Raw genomic sequence first — 17,369 nt, 5'->3', positions numbered from 1 at the left:
CGCTAGTTTTGCTTAGGTAGGCAGGGTTGTTAATCCTTCTTCAATAAGTTTGCATAGCCCTCATGAGTCCCTTTTAGCTTAGCAAGAAGGTTTTTTATTTCTTCAGAGGAGATAGAAGTTTCTTTCAAAAAGCCTTCTGTAAGCTTAATGGCTTTTTTAGATTCTTCTCTTAGCTCTTCTGTTTCTATGCCAGTATTGATTGACGCTATTAACCGGTCCAAGCTATCTCTTGCTATGAGCGAACTCCTATCCTCTTCCTTGCTACTTAAAGGATTGGTGTAGTTACTCAGGGCCTCCTGCAGAGCTTTTAATTCTTCATGCAGCTTACCTTGTAGAATTTTCATTTCTTCTTCTCGATTAGAATCGTTAAGCTTTTTTTCTTGAGCTTGATTGATAAAATCTGTTTGGACAATTAAAACATCTACACCGCTATTATTTAACTGATCTACATCAGTTTCGATAAGCAAGCTTTTATTCTCTTCATCGCTACTTGAAGGATCGATGGAGTTGCTTGAAGCTTCATGTAAAGTTTTTACTCCTTCATGCAGCTTATCTTGTAGATTTTCCATCTCTTCTGTTTTATTAAATTCATTAAGCTTTTTTTCTTGAGCTCGATTGATAAAATCTGTCTCGGCCTTTAAATCTCTTTGGCAGCTATCATTTAAGCCTCTTACAGTAGCTTTGATCTTATTTAGATAGTTTATATTTTCTACATTAAACCTAGTGGTATCAATTTTTTCCAATATCTCATTTATCTTCATTGCATGGGTTTTAACCGCTAAGGTTAAAAGATAATTTGCCTGATGAAACGAGTAAACATCTATAGCCTGCTCAGAAGATTTTAATTGAATTTCTAGCTTAGACTCTCCTATCGTATCTTCAAGTTTTGCAATAATAGTCGTGCTAAGCAGCTTTAATGACGCGGAAAGTTTATCATTCCTATATTGTTCGCCGGAGATCCAATGTCTTGTTTTAATGCTCCTTATAAAGCTATTTAAACTATCCTTGATTAGGTTCCATGTATGGCCTTTCCATGAGACGCTTTGCTTGGGCATGCTATTTAAGCTTCCTAGGATTTTATTCATTTCAAGTTCTTTTATTTCTTCTACTCTGCGCATAGGGCTACTCATCTCTATCTCCTTTAATTAATAGATTATTAATACAAACATATGATCATTCTATAATAAACTATTAATTATAAGGTATATTTATTTTCAATTTGTTTTAAAATTAATAATTAATTGCTGTTAATTATAAATTTTGTTTGATTGAAATTAATAGCGGCGCCGTAAAAATGATGTAATACTTCTTGCGTTTAACAGGTAGCCTTCTATTATGCTTTATCATCTAAGTTAGTACCCTCTGGCTAGAAGGCATTTTAACTTTTGCCACCTTATTAATAATCGCTCTTCTAAATATATAATGTGCGTCTCCAACAAGCTAGCTTCCTAGAGCGAGAATCTTCCGATGAGACCATTATGCAGGATTTTTTTAAGCAAATACATCTCTGCTCTAGCAAGCAATCTGCTAAGTTAGCAGCAGCACTTTTTCTAAAGCTGCCTAGCTTTATCGCCTCTTTAAGGCTTTAACAAATTTTAAAGCATCATCTCTCTTGTTTTTATAGGATTTATCGTTTTCTGGCTTCAGCCTTCCTCCTCCTAAAAACGCTAAAGAGTCTGTACCTTGCCTGTAAGATAAGAGGAAGAAAGCTTGCTTGTAAGCAGCATCTCCATAGACACTCTTTGGTAGCAAAGGATCATCTAGGTAATAGGTAATCAATCCCATTTTTTACATTATAAAGGCAGACTGACTGCCAATAAACTGATTTACGATCTTTTAGAGGAAAGATCGGTTTATATTTGAATAGGGGAAAATAGATAATTTACTCGCACAAATGGTTTGTTTTTAATATTCATTCAATTGCCTCTTACTGCAATTGAGCATACGATACAACACATAATTCTCTTTTCGTTTAGGCATAGCCTTTTCTGCAAAGTTATCGCCCTCTTTTATAGCTCTTTGTAATTCTGAAATGGCTAAGTAAATTGCGCCACAATTTTCAATTGGTTTAAGCTTAAGGGCTATAAGGAGGCTAGAAGAAAAGGTGAAAGTTAAGAAGAAGCTTAATTGTTTGCTAATAGGATAATTGGCTCGATCTAAAGCTAATAAGTCATGAGGAGAAGATGGTAGCGATTGACCCACCTACTCAAAAAGAAACTCTATCTTTTGGCTATTTAGGAATTGGAGGATCGTTTCTTTTGCCCTTCCTTAATGTAGGTAAGCAGCCCAAGCTACGCTTATAGATTGTTGTACTCTCTCTCTACTTTAACAACTTTTGGCCCTGTTTTTTTTGCCATGGCGCTTAATTTCTCTATTGTAGAGAAGAGTTTACAAACATACTTTCTTCTTTTCCATTCTCTTCTATCTCTATCGATCTTCTTCTTCTTTAAAGTTAGAAAAAAGCTGTTTGCAATCTCAATAATTATACCTTATGTCATTCTTCTCTATAATATTAACCTTCACTTAGGGCGATCGCTTCGCTAAAAATTTGGACAAGCTAGCAAATTCTAGTGCATCTGTAGGCTATAAATAAAGTATCAAGGCAACCGAAGAAATGGCTAGAGGGATATGAAGAAAATAATAAAGCTAAAGGTCGAAAAACTACACGTTAGAGGATCAATTAGAATTGTTAATTGATGCCTTGGTAAAAGCCATGAAACCTGTATTGATAGAAATGAATTAAAATTTTTATTTCTATAAGGAAAAGTTTATAAGCCAGAAATAAATATTTACCGATATAGGCTATAGCGAAATAGGCAAAGTTAAAAGCTGCCTTACATTCTCTTAATACGCTTTAGAAAAACTTCGCCCGTATACCCAGCCCTCTGAAAGATGTCTCTCTGTTTAACAAAAGGGATTTTATAAAGTATGTGACTGCATAAGGAGTAGATTAAAAGCGTATAACTTAATATTTATACGTCTTAAAAATTAAAGCGATATACCCAATTCCCTGAATGTTTTTTTGTTTATTTAAAGGGGGTTCATTTACAAAACATGCGATTGCCGAAAGAGCCTCTCAAGAGCGCATGATTGGAAATTAAAGCGAGAAGATTTTATTTGAAAAAGAGGGAATGTAAAAAGGACTTTTGCCTGCTTTGGCAAAAGTCCTAAATAAAAGGGCGATAAGTCTTGTGGCTTAAAGATTACAATTAAACTTCCATAAGCTCAGCTAAAGATTCTTCATTCTCGGACGCTTTACTTGTTTTGGCTGCAACCTTATTGTTAAGATGCTCTAATACTAAAGTTTCTAGTTCTTCTAGCAACTTGGCATTATTCTTAAGCTCTTCTCTAACGGCTTCTCTACCTTGACCTAGACGTTGGCCTTTGTAGCTAAACCAAGCACCTTTTTTATCCACAATATTGTATTCAGCTGCCATGTCAATAACTGCTCCGGTACGAGAAATACCTTCGTTGAACAGAATATCAAACTCAGCAGTTAAGAAGGGAGGGGCCATTTTATTTTTTGCTACTTTGACTCGTACGCGATTACCAATCTCTACATTGTCATTTCCTTTAATTCCTGCTGTACGACGAATATCTAAGCGTACAGAAGAATAAAATTTTAAAGCTCTTCCACCTGTGGTAGTCTCAGGGTTGCCATACATAACCCCAATTTTCTCACGAATTTGGTTAATAAAAATAGCGCAAGTGTTGCTTTTAGCTAGAGCAGACGTTAGCTTGCGTAAAGCTTGTGACATCATACGTGCTTGCAAACCTACGTGAGTATCGCCGATTTCCCCCTCAAGCTCTGATTTAGGCACTAAGGCTGCCACAGAATCGATGATAATTACATCAATAGCATTCGAACGAGCTAACGCTTCTGCAATGTTCAAAGCTTCTTCTCCACTATCAGGTTGGGAGATTAATAGATTATCAATATTAACTCCGATTTTAGTCGCATAGCTAGGATCTAATGCATGCTCTGCATCAATATAAGCCGCTACACCACCATTACGTTGAGCATTAGCGACTATATGTAAAGCCAAAGTAGATTTACCTGAAGATTCAGGCCCATAAATTTCCACTACGCGTCCTCTGGGAACTCCTCCAATGCCTAAAGCTACATCTAAAGAGAGAGCGCCAGTTTTAATTACACTAATTTCTCGCTCGGAAGAGTGTTTGCCAAGCGACATAATGGCACCATCGCCAAATTGCTTTTTAATTTGGCTAACTGCCAAATCGAGTGCTTTTTTACGTTCTGCATCGTTAGCTTGAGCCATAATGATCTCCAATTTTAATAAAAATCCAAAGAAAGAATAATAAATTTATACGAATAGATAAAGAGAAAAAGCATGAATGCTTGGTATGGAACAATTAAATTACCCAAGCACTTTTTTTAAGGTTTTTTACTGATTTATTTAATTAAAAAACTATTTTTTCAAAGAAGAGGGTGTCTTTCAACAGTAGCTAATTTATACCTCATAAGTAAGAAAAAAGCAAGGAAAATTTAGCTATTCCTGCGGCTTTCCATTATAGTAATGAATTTTTCGAATAAAACGGCCTTCTCCATCATAAATAGTAGCTGTTCCTTTTCCATTTAAAATTTCACTTATAGGATTTTTATCTCCTTTTTTGTAATATTCACCTTTCACGATTAGGTCTCGGTCATATTCCTCGATAAGCATTAAACTTCCATCTTGGTACCAGGCTGTAGCTAACCCATTGCGTTTATTATTAACTATTTCCCGCTGACTCTCGAGGGTGCCATTATCATACCAGGTTTTTACATACCCATTAATATTACCTCGATACCAATTAATTAACATTTTGGGACGTGCTTCTTTTAGGCCCTTTAAAAGAAAATACTCATATTCTTCCCCATTTTTTAAGCCATTCTCTACATGATAAAGGCGCTGTAGACGATTGTTTTCATCAAAAATTTTTACTTTACCTTGTAAAACTCCGCCTTGAAATTGCTGTAATTCTTGCACATTTTTTTTATTAAAGCTGGCACGATACCCTTCGCCCTCGATGATTTCAGCTATAAGATTCCCCTCCCTATCAAAATATTGGCCAGAAATCAATAGTCCTTGGCTAAAATGTTCCTGAGCAGCAATTTTTTTTGATGGCCAGTAGCGTACAGCTTCACCGTGGCGAACGCCGTGGCAAAAAATGATCGTTTGTAAAAGCTGGCCATTATCAAGATAGTATTCTGCTATGCCATTCGCTTGATTCTTGTGAAAAGGAATACGTTTCCACATCCTTCCATTCGGATGGTAGTAAATAGAATCTCCTTCTAACAAACCCTTTTCATAAGTTATTTCAGTCTGAATATTACCGTTTTCATCCCATGCGCGCGCGCATCCTTCAAATTGCCAGCTTTTTTCGGCGCTAGATGTTAAATCTGCAATACCTCCAATAAGAGTAACTTCAAGCTTTAAAGTACCATCTTTATACCACTCTCGGTAAGACCCATACGCACGATTGTTAACAGCTTCTAAATATTGGCGAGGCTGTCCATTTTCATAGTAAGTAGTAATATATGCTGGAGAGCTTCCTTGGCTATCTTTTTGATAGACTCTTAAAACTTTTTGATAAGGCTGAGCTCCTAGAAAATTTACATTTTCGTATTGATTCAAGCGTTCTTTATTGGTGATAGTCTCATTAAGCCCATTGCGATCAATTAAGTTGATGCTAATCAAAGCTGGCTGCTCATCCCTTAAGCTGGTAGGTATACATCCATGAGCTATATAACAAAGAAAGATAAGAAGGGGGAGGAGTTTAAGTTGTTTCATAAAGCTTAAAGAAATTCTCTTTTTAATAGTTTTAAATTTAGGCTAAAAACTTCATTATTTTCGGAAATATTTTTTCTATTAATTTTGAAATCTAAAATAAGAAGTTGAGGGGGATGAGAAGGAGGGGCGTAAGGTCCAATAGGAATAGCTTCAATGCGCGATAAAATTTTTTGAATATCTTCCACATTCACTTCTACAGGATGGACAAGAGTTTCGGTAGTCTCTTGAAAAAGAGGGTAAGACTGTACGACTCCTTCAGTAAAGGCTAAGCTATTATTATTGGATAAATACTCTAATCTTTTTTTCAAAATGTCATCAAAAGCAAAATTTTTATCGTTTTCAAGTTTTTGGAGACTTTCAATTTCTGGTTCAAGAAAAACCAAACTTTCTAAATATTTATCAATATAGTAATGATCGGCTTCACGAAAATGCTCTATAACAGCCCTATTGGTGGCTTGCTTCTTTTCACGCATGATAGCTGTCTCACGGGTACAATGGATTGTCTCTTTCAGATGGTTCAACCTTTCTAATTGCGAATAAAAATAGAGGGTCACCAAAATTAAGGGCAGTAATCCGATGAACAAACCATAAAAGAGAAGTCGCTGGCGAGGAATATTTTCTAACATTTTAACTATTCTTATTATTTTTATGAAGAAGAGGGATAAAGAGTTTTATCTTTTAAGTAAAACGAGGTTCTATAGCGACCATGGCTGCTATTCCATTTTACTTCCCCTTTAGGGTCTACGAAGGAATTAGGCTCAATCAATGCATCATGGAACTCGCGAGCTTGCTTGGGTATCGAACTTGTAAACTCCATTTCAACTTTTACCTGATATTTTTCCTGCCTCTTATGTTGTTCAGGTCTTTTAACTAAAGCGTAATGAAAGCTTTCTATTTGAATAGGGGGTAAAGGAAGTTCCTCCCCTTTACATTTTCCTCTAAGAACATCTTGGGAGCCTAACCAAGCTAAAACATCGCTTACTTTAGGAATGATGGGTAGAAGGGGGAAAATATCAGGCTTACCCTGTAGGTTTTTTTCAACATAATGGACCCGTTCTAAAAGATCTTTTGCGGAGAGCTCTAAAATGCCTTTAGTTTGGCTATCAGAATCATTGAGCAAAGAATTGCTTTTTTCATAAGAGCTCTCAAAATTAGCGTAGGGTTCATTCATAACCTGTAAGAGTTCAATATAATCTTGCCTAGCATTATCGAGATGATAAGCAAGATAAGATTGCGTAAATATATATAAAGCTGAAGCTAAAGCGATACATAAGCCTGCATAGGCATATAATGATTTGGTCAATCTTTTCCAAGGATGAGGATAGGAAAATTCCTGCCTACGAAAGTTAATTTTGTCTTTTAAAAGAGGAAGGCCTGCTAAAGCTATGCCTAAGGGGGCTGCAAATTCTTGCATTTTTTCTACACTTAACTGAGGAAAAATCTCTGGCTGGGGAAAAATTTGTTGCATTTTTAAATCTGAAGCTAAAGAGGTTCCCAAGTTGGGAATTAAAGCAGCTGAACCAGTAATTAATAATTCCTTTACTTCCTGCCCCCTGGCTTGTTTGGTGAGAGAAAAAACTACACGTTTAATTTCTAGGCGCAAACTTTCCCAAGCTTGGTAAGTAGGAACAGGCTGATTGGTGCCCAGTAAGTTACCGTTAGAGCCAGCAAGGTTAATCGACCCATCTTCTTCTATCAACGCATCTTTAAGTGTTTGTACTCCTCCTAAAATGGACTGAGCAGCCATAAGCTTGGAACCTTGTATAAGCACGGCTGTAGATTGTTGAGTGCCAAGATGTATGATACAATAAGGGTTAGGCGAAGACACACAGGTGATAGCAAAATTGTATAAAGCTGCGGGTATAGCAGTGATAACCTCAGGTTCTATCCGAAGCTTGGAACAGTATTTTAAATGTTTTTGAATGTAATCTTTGCGGGCTGCTAAAACAGTTAATAAAGACCCCTCTTCTGAATGGCCAATCTTAAGATAATCTAAGACGGCTTGGTCCGAGGAATAGGGTAGCAGAGGTTCGGCTTGAAAAGCTAATACTTGTTCTATATCTTTTTCTTTTTTTAATTTTATTTCGAGATGCCGTAAAAGCACTTCAGGAGTATCTAACGCTGTGATCACTAGATCTCTCTGCAGGCTTTTTTGCAAATCAGGATGTTCTTCATAAATGTAAAGCGGATTTACATTATCCAACTCTTCTATTATTTCAAACAGCTTGCTAAAATGAGGCTTTCCTTTATTGTAGGTTAGTTGAATGCCCCTTAAAAAGGTTTTTTCTAGCTCCAGGCCTAATGTAATAGAAGCCTCTGGCTTATCCAACATGCGCTTTTTCCTAAGCTTAAAATATTCCCAACAAAGGCCTTATTATAGATTAAAGTTCTTAGACAGAAAAGACTTTTTTTTATATATTAGAATCCTACTAATTTACTACCCCCTATTTTTTATGTGGCTGATTCCTATTGTTGATCTGCTTTTTCAAATTTATATGTTGATGCTGTTTGGCAGAATTATTTCTTCCTGGGCACCGCAACTCATGCAATATAGGTTTATGCAATTTATAGCTTTCTATACCGATCCTTATCTAAATCTTTTTCGAAAAATTATTCCTCCTTTCGGAATGGTGGATATAAGCCCTATTCTTGCTTTTTTTAGTCTAAGTCTTCTTAAAGATTTAATTATTTTTTTAATTCGATGAAAGATAGAACATCATTTCTCCAGGTGCCTTTTCAGCTAGGGGCTATTCAACTTCCTAATAATATCTTTTATGCTCCTTTAGCGGGATGTTCCGATTATCCTTTTCGTCAAATGTCAGCTAATTATCATCCGGGGTTGATATATTGTGAAATGGTCAAAATGGATGCCCTAGTGCGTTTCGATCAAGGAACATTTCATATTTTGGATTATGCTCGCCGCATGCATCCTATTGGAGGACAAATCTGTGGAAGTAAACCAGAAATTGCCGGCCAGGCTGCAAAAATTATTGAAGATTTAGGTTTTGATGTTGTCGACTTAAATTGTGGCTGTCCTGTCGATAAGGTGACTAAGGATGGAAGTGGATCGGGAATGATGAAAAACCCTGCCTTGATTGGCGAGGTCCTAGAAAAAATGGTGGCAGCTGTTAAAATTCCCGTGACGGTTAAGATACGAGCTGGATGGGATGAAAATCTTATCAATGCTCCTTTGATCACGCAAATAGCAGAGCAAGCCGGTGCAAAAGCTATATGTATTCATGGCCGTACGCGCCAACAGGGTTATCGAGGAGCGGCCAACTGGGATTGGATTAAAGCATGCAAAGAGGTTGCAAAATCGATTAAAATTATTGGCAATGGAGATATATTCGATGCCGTGGCTGCAGAGAAAATATTTGAGCATACCGGCTGCGACGCCATCCTCATCTCTCGTGGAACTTTAGGCCAGCCTTGGATCGTAGAAGACATCATGAGAAAGCTTCAAGGGGAAGAGCCTAGGAGCCGTACTTTAGAAGACTGCCGACAGGCCTTGCTTGAGCATTTCAATTATACGATTAATTATCAACAGACACGCCGTGCGGTGGTAGACATGCGCCGAGTAGGCTGTTGGTATCTAAAAAAATCTGCTGGGACACGAGCTTTTAGGGAACAGATAAGCCGAGCCGAATCGGTAGAGCAGGTACAGGATTTGATTTTAAATTTTCCGTTAGGAGAAATGAATGGAAATGAAATGATTGATCAATCAGAAGACGAGACATCTTGTTAAAAGGAGCTAGAAATCCTATGAGAGGGCTATTTAAGATTAGCTTAAGTTTCCCAGAATCAATTAATTTGCTAACCGTATGGCTTAATAATGAATAAATTATTTCCCCTTCAAGAGCCATTAGAATTACATGCTGTAGCCTCGGGCCGCGTGCAAGGTGTCGGTTTTCGATTAGCTACTCTCCATTATGCCTCTCAACTAGAGCTTACAGGCACCGTGCGTAACCTTGAAAATGGAAGTGTAGAAATTATAGCGCAAGGTCCTAAGGAGAAATTAGAAAAACTTCTTGCTCTTATCCAAGCACGCTTTGGAAGTAGCTATATAACATGTTTAGAAGTTATTTATAGCCCACCTTCCACTTCTTACCCGCATTTTCAAATTCTACCTTGAGAAGGGGCTCAAATGCTTAGTTTCTTTTTAGCATAATTCTAGACCTTAAGCTATAAATTATAGCTTTTAAGGCTATAGGTAAGCATTCATTATCCTTGGCTAATCTCTAACATTTGTTTATCCATGCTAAAGTTCCCTTTATTACCCAATTTTTCGGTAAAATACTTAATTCCTGGTGTCAAGGAAATATAAATGGCATTCCAGCCCTCATCTTAGAAGTCTGTTCTGCAAGGCGATCCTTTTACTACTTCAACTTCCTTACCTTAATTTGGCCCATGGCTTTTATCTCTTCTCTTTAATAGCCTTGATCTACCTCTTCTAGGCAGCTGCATTGATTACAATTTAAAGAGCATCCTTAAGCCTTCTTTATCAGATAGGTTGGCTGCTGTAAAGTGGCAATCTAGTAAAAAGCTTTTGAGTATCTAGTGACATATGTCTTTTTCTTCCTTTGATTTTTTCCCTATTTTTAGCCTTTTAAGACTTCCATGGTCTGCATTTTTCATGTTCTGGTTATCCACTAGGGCTGCTGCCGGCCCTTCTTTTTTGCTCATGGACATTCTTTCCTTCTTGTATAGGTATGTATTCATCTTTTCAAATTTCTCGGCAAGCTTCCTTCTAGGGAAATACTTCAACATAGCTTTTCAGGAAGGAAAGTTGTGAGGAAAATATCTCTATCGGCATCCTGGATCGTTTACATAAAGAATAGCAACAGACATGTCTTGCTTGGAAAGGTTTCCAAGTCTTCTTTCTCTTCCGTGGGAAATAGAAAAAAATATGCTTGATTCCTTCTCTTTCTTGGTCGCTCAATCCAGCAGAATAGCTAAGCATTATGCTTCTTCTATTGCTGAATTTGCTTTTATTTTATCAAGAAAGGAGCGGCCTCGTAGAATGCGGGAGGAGATAGGGATAGCAGACTTTATTGACCAGGCAGTAGGTAGCTAGGTGAAGAATAAGCCTAGCATAGGAATAAGCTGTTAAACACCTGAAAATGGAAGGGGATTTGTAAGCTGGACGCTTTACATGTATAAGGAAATAGGTAGGACTAATTTTGGCTCTTCCTTTAGAGCATTTTCCACTTGTAAATTAGCTAGCTTTCTATCATGAATTTTTCTTCTGGCCTTGTTTAATCCATTCTCCAGTAAAAAAGTTAATTTTTAATTTTATATAAATTATTAAATTTTTATTACCAAAAAACTTGGAGAGAAAGCTAAAGGTGGGTAAATTATCCCTATAAGGTAGCGTACTCGAGATGCCAATATGCCGATAGGAGACAAAGCTACTGCTATGGATAGATCTAAAGCATATAAGGCAAGTTTTTTTATATTTGAAGCTTCATTCGACACAGCCTGCTGCTCTATGGGCTTTCTTTTCAAAATCCTCCCTAAACATTTTGTAATAAGGTAAAAACTTAAACCAGCCACGCTGGCAACTAAGCTTGCAACAGCTCCAACTTTTCTCCCTACTTTAAATGCAACAGTGGCGGGAGAGCTTATTAATTGAATGAAGCAGTAAACTCTTCCTTTCCAGCTAGCCTGCTTGTAAATAGTAGGTACGTTTTGTCCAAAATCCGCTCTAAAAGGCTTTAAGACCTGATAGCTCGATGGAAATTCGTTAGCAAATTCCATTAATAAGCCCTTTGTATATTGTTTAATTAGGACTGATATTTTGTAATTGGTTAGATCAATATCTTTCTTAAGGGCAACTAGCTATGCAATTTAACCTTTTGAGCTATGCATTTACACTTCATGGCATCCAAGGCCTAATAGCTCGTTTCTTCCAACCCAGTCTACCCTAGAGTTTTACTACTTAATTGCAAGGCTATTAAAGCTCTTTTAAATTTTATTACAGTTTAATTTATTTATTTCTTTCTATAGTAAAAAACTTAATTTTTGATTTTTATATAAATTATTAAATTTTTATTATCAAAAAGCTTGGAGAGAAAGCTAAAGGTGGGTAAATTATCCCTATAAGGTAGCGTACGCGCGATGCCAATATGCCGATAGGAGATAAGGCTGCTGCTATCGATAGATCGAGAGCACGTAAGGCAGATTTTTTTATCAGTATAGCTCCATTCAACAGATCCTGCCGGCCAATAGGCTTTCTTTTCCAAATCCTTCCTAAACATTTTGTACTAATGAATAGAACGTGGATAGCCACACCGGCAGCTGAACATGCAGCCATTCCAACTTTTCTCCCTACTTTAAATGCAACAGTGGCGGGAGAGCTTATTAATTGAATGAAGCAGTAAACTCTCCCTTTCCAGTTAGCCTGCTTGTAAATAGTAGGTACGTTTTGTCCAAAATCCGCTCTAAAAGGTTTTAAGACCTGATAGCTCGATGGAAATTCGTTAGCAAATTCCATTAATAAGCCCTTTGTATATTGGTTAATTAAGACTGATATTATATAATTAGGTAGATCAATATCTTTCTTAAGGGTAACTAACTATGCAATTTAACTCTTTGATTTACGCTTTACAGCATCAAGAGCCTAGTAGCTCGTTTCCTTCCATACCATCTATCCTACAGTCTTATTACTTAATCGAAAGCTTGTTAAAGCCCCTTTAAGTTTAAATCTTTGTTATAGTTTCATTTGTTTTTTTATTTATTGCAAGAAAAAATTTTTAGCTTTTTGCTTTATAAGCAGCTCATCTTGAACCTATTCCGCTCTCCTTTTGAAAAGGGCACCAAAACATATGAAAATAAAAAAACTTTTAAGGGTATTTTTATAGAGCTAGAGGAGATAAAAAAGTAAGGAGGTTTAACGTGCATCAACCCCTGCTCTTTAAATAGCCCTCTTTTGAGGCTGATACTTCTAATTTTAATTTACTAAGTTTCTACAATCTATAGAGAAGTGGGATGCTTTTTATTAATTATCATAAGATGGGCTAAGAGGATAAGTATTTTGCATACCTTAGCAATTTTAAGATAGCATTCTAGAGATGCACCTTTTTTAAGCCCCTCTAAAATGCATTTAAGAGGGGCAGCATGAAAACATCAAATATCTTTATTAGTAGCCATAGGATCTTTTCCTTGAGAAGGTTCTTTCCCCTCAGAAGGTGAAGATAAACCCTGGCATCCTGATTGAGTATAACATCCACAATGCTTATCTTGAGTACAACTACACTCTGAGCACTTGCAATTGTTCATGTTGGAATCAGCGGAAAGAAAACTAATCGCCATAAAAAAAGCGCCCAAAAAGCTTAATAAAATTTTCATATTTTCTCCTTTTTTAAATTGTTTAAGTAGGTCTATTTATTATTTTGTACAGAGCTAAAAACTTTCTATTAATTTTCTCCCAGATCAGTGACTGCTTTGCTTACCAAGAGGTTCGCTTGATGAGGAAGAAAGAAAAAATCCCTATTTAAGCTACCTAGGATTAGTCCCTGCGTGAAATTCATTCAAATCGCTTAAGCAATATCCTAATCTCCTCAATTTTCTTTTTTTGCTCCTCGTGATCGTGACAGAGGCAAGCTTGGGCCACGCATGAGGATAGATGGGTATCCAAGATACGCCTTTCGATGCTTTTTATAGCTGAACGGATGGCTCTAAGCTGAGTTAAAATTTCTGGACAATACCTTTCCTCTTTAATCATCTTTTTTATTCCTTCTAGCTGCCCATTTATCCTATTTAGATGTGGGAGTTGATCGTGATAAGAAGCTTGTTTAGCTTGTTTATGTTCACCCTCTGAATTTTTCATAAATGTTTTCTATTTTGTAAATTTTTACCCTACCCCCCTATGGTATAAAACTCATCGAATTATGTCAATAGGTTATCAAATTTTTCATCGACTCTCCTTAATTTTATTTCAGCCAGACCTGTTTTAATCCCACTATTTTTTCAATTTAAGGAAGCTTAAACATAAAAAAATAGGAATTTGCTTAATAAAGGCTTAGTTAATTGCATCCAGTTAATTAACATGTATGAAAATATTTATTGCTCGAATAAGCGATAGATAAGATATTTTAAGCATCATCCGTATGGATAGCGATGGGAACCGAGAGAGATTCCTTCTATAAAAGTAATAGATCTAAATTTTTATTTACTTCTATCCAAGATTTTACTCATTTTTTAGAGGAAAATAGAGAGTAAATACCGTTCCTCTTTTAGGGCGATTATGAACCTCAATTTTTGCTTGATGAAGATCAGCGATGGTTTTTACTACGGCTAGCCCTAATCCCATTCCATTGGATGGCGTGCCAGGAATTCGATAAAATTTTTCAAAAAGTCGAGGAACAAAATTAAGAGGAATACCTGGTCCTTCGTCCGCGACGGAAAGAAGAATAAAACCTTCTATTTTATGAGAAGAAATTAAAATTTCTTTACCTGGCTCAGAGTAAGCAGCAGCGTTAATTAATAAGTTACAAAGAAGAAGTTCCATCAAGGAAAAATCAAAATAGATAGGAGGGAGATCTTTATCGACTTCAACTTTTATGATATGTTTTTCAAGGTTTTTCTGTAAGCTTGCTAAGCTGGCATTAATCAATTCCGAGATGGTTTGTAATTTTTTGGAGACTTTGAGAAAACCTGTGCTTAATTGAGACATAGTCACCACATTTTCTACCATGCGACTTAAATAATTAGAAGATTCTTCAATCTGCTGAATCTTATGCGAACGAAGGTCTGCATTCTTGGCAAGCTCCGCACTTTTTAGCTCACGTGCTGCCCCTCTGATGGAATATAGAGGTGTCTTAAACTCCAAGGAAAGAGAGCTTAAAATGTTATGTTGAACTTTTTCGATCTGTTTAAGATATTCATTTTTCCGGAGCTTTTCTTCTTTAAAGGTCCTTTCCACATAATGCGCTACTTGCTGGCAAATTGTTTGAAGGAGGGTTATTTCTTCTTGCTGTATCACTTTAGGGAAGGTAGGCCGAAAAGCTAGAATACCCACTGTCTCTTTAAATCCTTTTAAAGGTAGGTAAAGATTGTTAACAGATGATAATGTATCTGTAGACCATCCTGCCATTTTTGTATTTTCAAATACCCAGGTAGCTACGGCTTTCTCTTTTTCATCTTTCAGCAAATCGGTCTCAGCATGGATCATAAGACCATCATCAATTTTTTTTAGAAAAATTTCGGCTCTTCCGTTTAGCAGATTATTTAGGCGAGCGCAGATAGATAAGAATAATTCTTTATTAAAAGAAGTAGTCGCTAGCTCCTTTACAATTTCATAAAGCACTTGTGACTTTTCTTCTCGATGCCTAAGCAGTTGCTCCCGTTTTTTAATGCGGTCAGTAAGGATGCTTAAAACGCAAGTAGCTGCTGCAAAAGATAAAAACAAACCTGTCTCCACTTCTCCAAAATAAGTGGAATTAAAAGAAGGTAAAAAGAGCATGGACCAAATTATAGAAAAAAGGGATGCCGATAAAACAAGCGGGCCTTTTCCTAGGAATAGGCTAAACCCTAAGAAGAAAAAAAAGAAAATAAATCCTATCATTTGGTAGCTTAGATATAAAGAGCATACTCCCCCTAGCATAGCAATAAGTAGGGTGAAAAAAAGAGCCCATCCGTAATCTTTATAGGTGCTTGTAAATTCTAATTTAGCCCAGGGAGATACATTGAGGGGAACAGAGGCATCATGGTGGATTACATGTACATCGATACCGCTAGCCTCTTGATTGAGAATATCCAGAAGATTACTTATTCCCATCAATTTTTTAAACAAGGTGTTTTGGGGGCGACCAATAATAATTTGAGTAACGTTCTTTTGTTTGGCCATCCTTTTTAAGGCTATTCCTATAGAAGGATCTGCCGTAGTGATAACTTCTGCTCCGAGTTCTCTAGCAAGAGAGAGGTTTTTGGCTAGCTGTTTCTGATCCTTTTCGCTTAACTTCTTCCCATTATCGACATGCAAAGCAATCCAAGGAGCGTCTAGGGTAAAGGCGTAACGGCGTGCAAGGCGAATTAAGCGCTGAGAATGAGGGCTAGGGCTAATCGCTACCATTAGGCGTTCAGAGGGTTTCCATAAGCTAGATCTTTCAGCACTGGGCAGTAATCCATGCAAATCATGATCTACTTTTTCTGCTGTTAGCCGCAGCGCTATTTCTCTTAAGGCCGTTAATCGATCGACCTGGAAAAAGTTTTTTGCAGCAATTTCAGATTGAGGTCCTATATATACTTTTCCTTCTTTAAGGCGCCTTAAAAGCCCCGTAGGAGTGATATCTACTAACTCGATTTGAGAAGCTCTTTCTATAAGGCTATCGGGAACAGTTTCACGAATTACAATGCCTGTAATTTCTTCCACTACATCCTTACGGCTCTCAATATGTTGGACATTTAAGGTGGTGTAAACATCGATTCCTGCTTCAAGAATCTCCATTACATCCTGCCATCGTTTTGTATGGCGCGACCCTGGCACATTGGTATGCGCTAGTTCATCTATAAGAACGATATGAGGCTTGCGTTTGATGATTGCATCTATATCAAGCTCCGTGAAAATGTTTCCTCTATAGCTAATGGATTTTTCAGGAATACTTTCTAAGCCAACCGTAAGAGCAGCGGTCTCTTTTCGTCCATGGGTGTTAATGACCCCTATGACAATATCTACTCCTTCTAAGCGACGCTGTTGGCCATCCTCTAGCATCGCATAAGTTTTACCTACGCCAGCAGCCATCCCAAAAAAAATTTTAAGTTTTCCTCCTCTACTTTTCTCTTCTTCCCGGTTAATCAACTGAAGTAAAGCTTCTGGATCTGGGCGATCTTCTTCAACCATAGGATGCTTGCCTTTTTGGTACCTTCTATAACTTTAATTTGATTTTATCACAAACCAATTGTCTTTACTTCCTCTTTTTACTCACTAGCCTTACCAAGGCTGTGGCATTAAAGGAACCAATACACAATTTTATTAACTTAATGTAAGAAAAATTTTTCATTGTTTTTCTTTTTCTCGAAAAAAGGCCTGTCCTCCTTTCCTTTGAAGCCAAAATATCGCCCGTTCAACTTACTATCCTATTGTTGGTAAAAAAGGGATAAATTTAATAAATTTTTACCTTATGGATGAATGGTAAGCTGGGTTAATTAAAAGTTCAACTATTCGAGGCTAGGTCTCCACGGCAGCTAGATGCTTGAAAAATATAGCAAGCCCTTTGCCTCTACCAATAGGCGCTGCTTATTCCTTTTCCTTTAATTTATGTTCGATCATTAGTTGCTTCTTTTTCCCTACTAAAAGAACCGCCATTGGTAAATGTTGCCAATTTAACATTCCAGCAAGCTAAAGCAAGGCTTGCATTGTAGCATTTTATCTAGCTAGTCATCTTCTTGGCTTCTGGCTAACCTTGATAAACCCTTGAACTAAAATCGCATTATTGTTGGGTAGGCAACATCCTACCTAGGTGAGCCTGTAACAAAGCATTCAAAAACTGTTAGGGGCAGAATTTTCTACAAGCCGCATGTAGATAATCTTTACATCCTTTTTAGGTTTTTTAGATAAAAATGATTTTGGAATTA

General features: G+C 36.9%; 15 protein-coding genes. 4 read left to right on the top strand and 11 right to left on the bottom strand.

Features of this window, described 5'->3' with window-relative positions:
- Positions 1-29: 29 nt before the first annotated feature.
- The 5 genes from NEOC84_RS00885 to pilM all read right to left on the bottom strand — a co-directional run bounded on the left by NEOC84_RS00885 (position 30) and on the right by pilM (position 8,127).
- The gene (locus tag NEOC84_RS00885) at positions 30-1,130 is read right to left on the bottom strand and encodes a hypothetical protein (protein WP_166154416.1); all 1,101 of its coding nucleotides are present in this window, start codon (positions 1,128-1,130) and stop codon (positions 30-32) included.
- Between the two features lie 2,079 nt (positions 1,131-3,209).
- Positions 3,210-4,280: a recombinase RecA gene (gene recA, locus NEOC84_RS00880; RefSeq protein WP_166154414.1), complete on the bottom strand. Its 1,071-nt coding sequence runs from the start codon at positions 4,278-4,280 to the stop codon at positions 3,210-3,212.
- 231 nt (positions 4,281-4,511) lie between these two features.
- Complete coding sequence (locus tag NEOC84_RS00875; RefSeq protein WP_166154412.1) at positions 4,512-5,795, bottom strand: hypothetical protein; 1,284 nt, start codon at positions 5,793-5,795, stop codon at positions 4,512-4,514.
- Positions 5,796-5,800: 5 nt separating this feature from the next.
- Complete coding sequence (locus NEOC84_RS00870) at positions 5,801-6,421, bottom strand: hypothetical protein (RefSeq protein ID WP_166154409.1); 621 nt, start codon at positions 6,419-6,421, stop codon at positions 5,801-5,803.
- A 20-nt stretch (positions 6,422-6,441) separates the two neighbouring features.
- The gene (pilM, locus tag NEOC84_RS00865) at positions 6,442-8,127 is read right to left on the bottom strand and encodes a pilus assembly protein PilM (protein ID WP_166154407.1); all 1,686 of its coding nucleotides are present in this window, start codon (positions 8,125-8,127) and stop codon (positions 6,442-6,444) included.
- On the opposite strand from pilM, the gene NEOC84_RS10120 reads away from it, so the two are divergent.
- The 3 genes from NEOC84_RS10120 to NEOC84_RS00850 all read left to right on the top strand — a co-directional run bounded on the left by NEOC84_RS10120 (position 8,060) and on the right by NEOC84_RS00850 (position 9,927).
- Positions 8,060-8,500 (top strand): YggT family protein, encoded by a 441-nt coding sequence (locus NEOC84_RS10120; RefSeq protein ID WP_347566620.1) that lies wholly within the window; start codon positions 8,060-8,062, stop codon positions 8,498-8,500. The two genes, pilM and NEOC84_RS10120, sit on opposite strands and share 68 nt — an antisense overlap.
- Positions 8,497-9,540: a tRNA dihydrouridine synthase DusB gene (dusB, locus tag NEOC84_RS00855; RefSeq protein WP_166154402.1), complete on the top strand. Its 1,044-nt coding sequence runs from the start codon at positions 8,497-8,499 to the stop codon at positions 9,538-9,540. Before NEOC84_RS10120 ends, dusB begins: the two co-directional genes overlap by 4 nt.
- 87 nt (positions 9,541-9,627) lie before the next feature.
- On the top strand, positions 9,628-9,927 hold the full coding sequence (locus NEOC84_RS00850) for an acylphosphatase (RefSeq protein ID WP_166154399.1): 300 nt from the start codon (positions 9,628-9,630) through the stop codon (positions 9,925-9,927).
- A 422-nt stretch (positions 9,928-10,349) separates the two neighbouring features.
- Here NEOC84_RS00850 and NEOC84_RS10015 read toward each other — a convergent pair whose 3' ends face one another.
- Positions 10,350-10,478: a hypothetical protein gene (locus NEOC84_RS10015; RefSeq protein WP_278248285.1), complete on the bottom strand. Its 129-nt coding sequence runs from the start codon at positions 10,476-10,478 to the stop codon at positions 10,350-10,352.
- A 163-nt stretch (positions 10,479-10,641) separates the two neighbouring features.
- Between NEOC84_RS10015 and NEOC84_RS00845 the strand changes: the two genes are divergently transcribed.
- Complete coding sequence (locus tag NEOC84_RS00845; protein ID WP_166154396.1) at positions 10,642-10,869, top strand: hypothetical protein; 228 nt, start codon at positions 10,642-10,644, stop codon at positions 10,867-10,869.
- A gap of 230 nt (positions 10,870-11,099) precedes the next feature.
- Here the strand turns inward: NEOC84_RS00845 and NEOC84_RS00840 are convergent, their stop codons facing one another.
- The 5 genes from NEOC84_RS00840 to NEOC84_RS00820 all read right to left on the bottom strand — a co-directional run bounded on the left by NEOC84_RS00840 (position 11,100) and on the right by NEOC84_RS00820 (position 16,635).
- Entirely contained in the window at positions 11,100-11,552 is a 453-nt protein-coding gene (locus NEOC84_RS00840) for a hypothetical protein (protein ID WP_166154394.1), read from the bottom strand.
- A gap of 283 nt (positions 11,553-11,835) precedes the next feature.
- Positions 11,836-12,288, bottom strand: a complete 453-nt coding sequence (locus tag NEOC84_RS00835; protein WP_166154392.1) for a hypothetical protein — start codon at positions 12,286-12,288, stop codon at positions 11,836-11,838.
- A 632-nt stretch (positions 12,289-12,920) separates the two neighbouring features.
- Entirely contained in the window at positions 12,921-13,142 is a 222-nt protein-coding gene (locus NEOC84_RS00830; protein ID WP_166154390.1) for a hypothetical protein, read from the bottom strand.
- 178 nt (positions 13,143-13,320) lie between these two features.
- Positions 13,321-13,623, bottom strand: a complete 303-nt coding sequence (locus NEOC84_RS00825) for a metal-sensitive transcriptional regulator (protein ID WP_166154388.1) — start codon at positions 13,621-13,623, stop codon at positions 13,321-13,323.
- A 360-nt stretch (positions 13,624-13,983) separates the two neighbouring features.
- Entirely contained in the window at positions 13,984-16,635 is a 2,652-nt protein-coding gene (locus NEOC84_RS00820) for an ATP-binding protein (RefSeq protein WP_166154386.1), read from the bottom strand.
- Between the last annotated feature and the right edge of the window lie 734 nt (positions 16,636-17,369).

Origin of the sequence: Neochlamydia sp. AcF84 (assembly GCF_011087585.1) — a bacterium.
Classification (GTDB): Bacteria; Chlamydiota; Chlamydiia; order Chlamydiales; family Parachlamydiaceae; genus Neochlamydia.
The sequence above is the reverse complement of the archived record's forward strand: the minus strand, read 5'-3'. Positions and strand labels throughout refer to the sequence as shown.

Excerpts from the sequence above, each read along its gene's own strand:
- NEOC84_RS00885 (WP_166154416.1), bottom strand. The coding sequence starts at position 1,130 with ATGAGTAGCCCTATGCGCAGAGTAGAAGAAATAAAAGAACTTGAAATG.
- recA (WP_166154414.1), bottom strand. The coding sequence starts at position 4,280 with ATGGCTCAAGCTAACGATGCAGAACGTAAAAAAGCACTCGATTTGGCA.
- NEOC84_RS00875 (WP_166154412.1), bottom strand. The coding sequence starts at position 5,795 with ATGAAACAACTTAAACTCCTCCCCCTTCTTATCTTTCTTTGTTATATA.
- NEOC84_RS00870 (WP_166154409.1), bottom strand. The coding sequence starts at position 6,421 with ATGTTAGAAAATATTCCTCGCCAGCGACTTCTCTTTTATGGTTTGTTC.
- NEOC84_RS10120 (WP_347566620.1), top strand. The coding sequence starts at position 8,060 with ATGCCCCTTAAAAAGGTTTTTTCTAGCTCCAGGCCTAATGTAATAGAA.
- pilM (WP_166154407.1), bottom strand. The coding sequence starts at position 8,127 with ATGTTGGATAAGCCAGAGGCTTCTATTACATTAGGCCTGGAGCTAGAA.
- dusB (WP_166154402.1), top strand. The coding sequence starts at position 8,497 with ATGAAAGATAGAACATCATTTCTCCAGGTGCCTTTTCAGCTAGGGGCT.
- NEOC84_RS00850 (WP_166154399.1), top strand. The coding sequence starts at position 9,628 with ATGAATAAATTATTTCCCCTTCAAGAGCCATTAGAATTACATGCTGTA.
- NEOC84_RS10015 (WP_278248285.1), bottom strand. The coding sequence starts at position 10,478 with ATGAGCAAAAAAGAAGGGCCGGCAGCAGCCCTAGTGGATAACCAGAAC.
- NEOC84_RS00845 (WP_166154396.1), top strand. The coding sequence starts at position 10,642 with ATGTCTTGCTTGGAAAGGTTTCCAAGTCTTCTTTCTCTTCCGTGGGAA.
- NEOC84_RS00840 (WP_166154394.1), bottom strand. The coding sequence starts at position 11,552 with ATGGAATTTGCTAACGAATTTCCATCGAGCTATCAGGTCTTAAAGCCT.
- NEOC84_RS00835 (WP_166154392.1), bottom strand. The coding sequence starts at position 12,288 with ATGGAATTTGCTAACGAATTTCCATCGAGCTATCAGGTCTTAAAACCT.
- NEOC84_RS00830 (WP_166154390.1), bottom strand. The coding sequence starts at position 13,142 with ATGAAAATTTTATTAAGCTTTTTGGGCGCTTTTTTTATGGCGATTAGT.
- NEOC84_RS00825 (WP_166154388.1), bottom strand. The coding sequence starts at position 13,623 with ATGAAAAATTCAGAGGGTGAACATAAACAAGCTAAACAAGCTTCTTAT.
- NEOC84_RS00820 (WP_166154386.1), bottom strand. The coding sequence starts at position 16,635 with ATGGTTGAAGAAGATCGCCCAGATCCAGAAGCTTTACTTCAGTTGATT.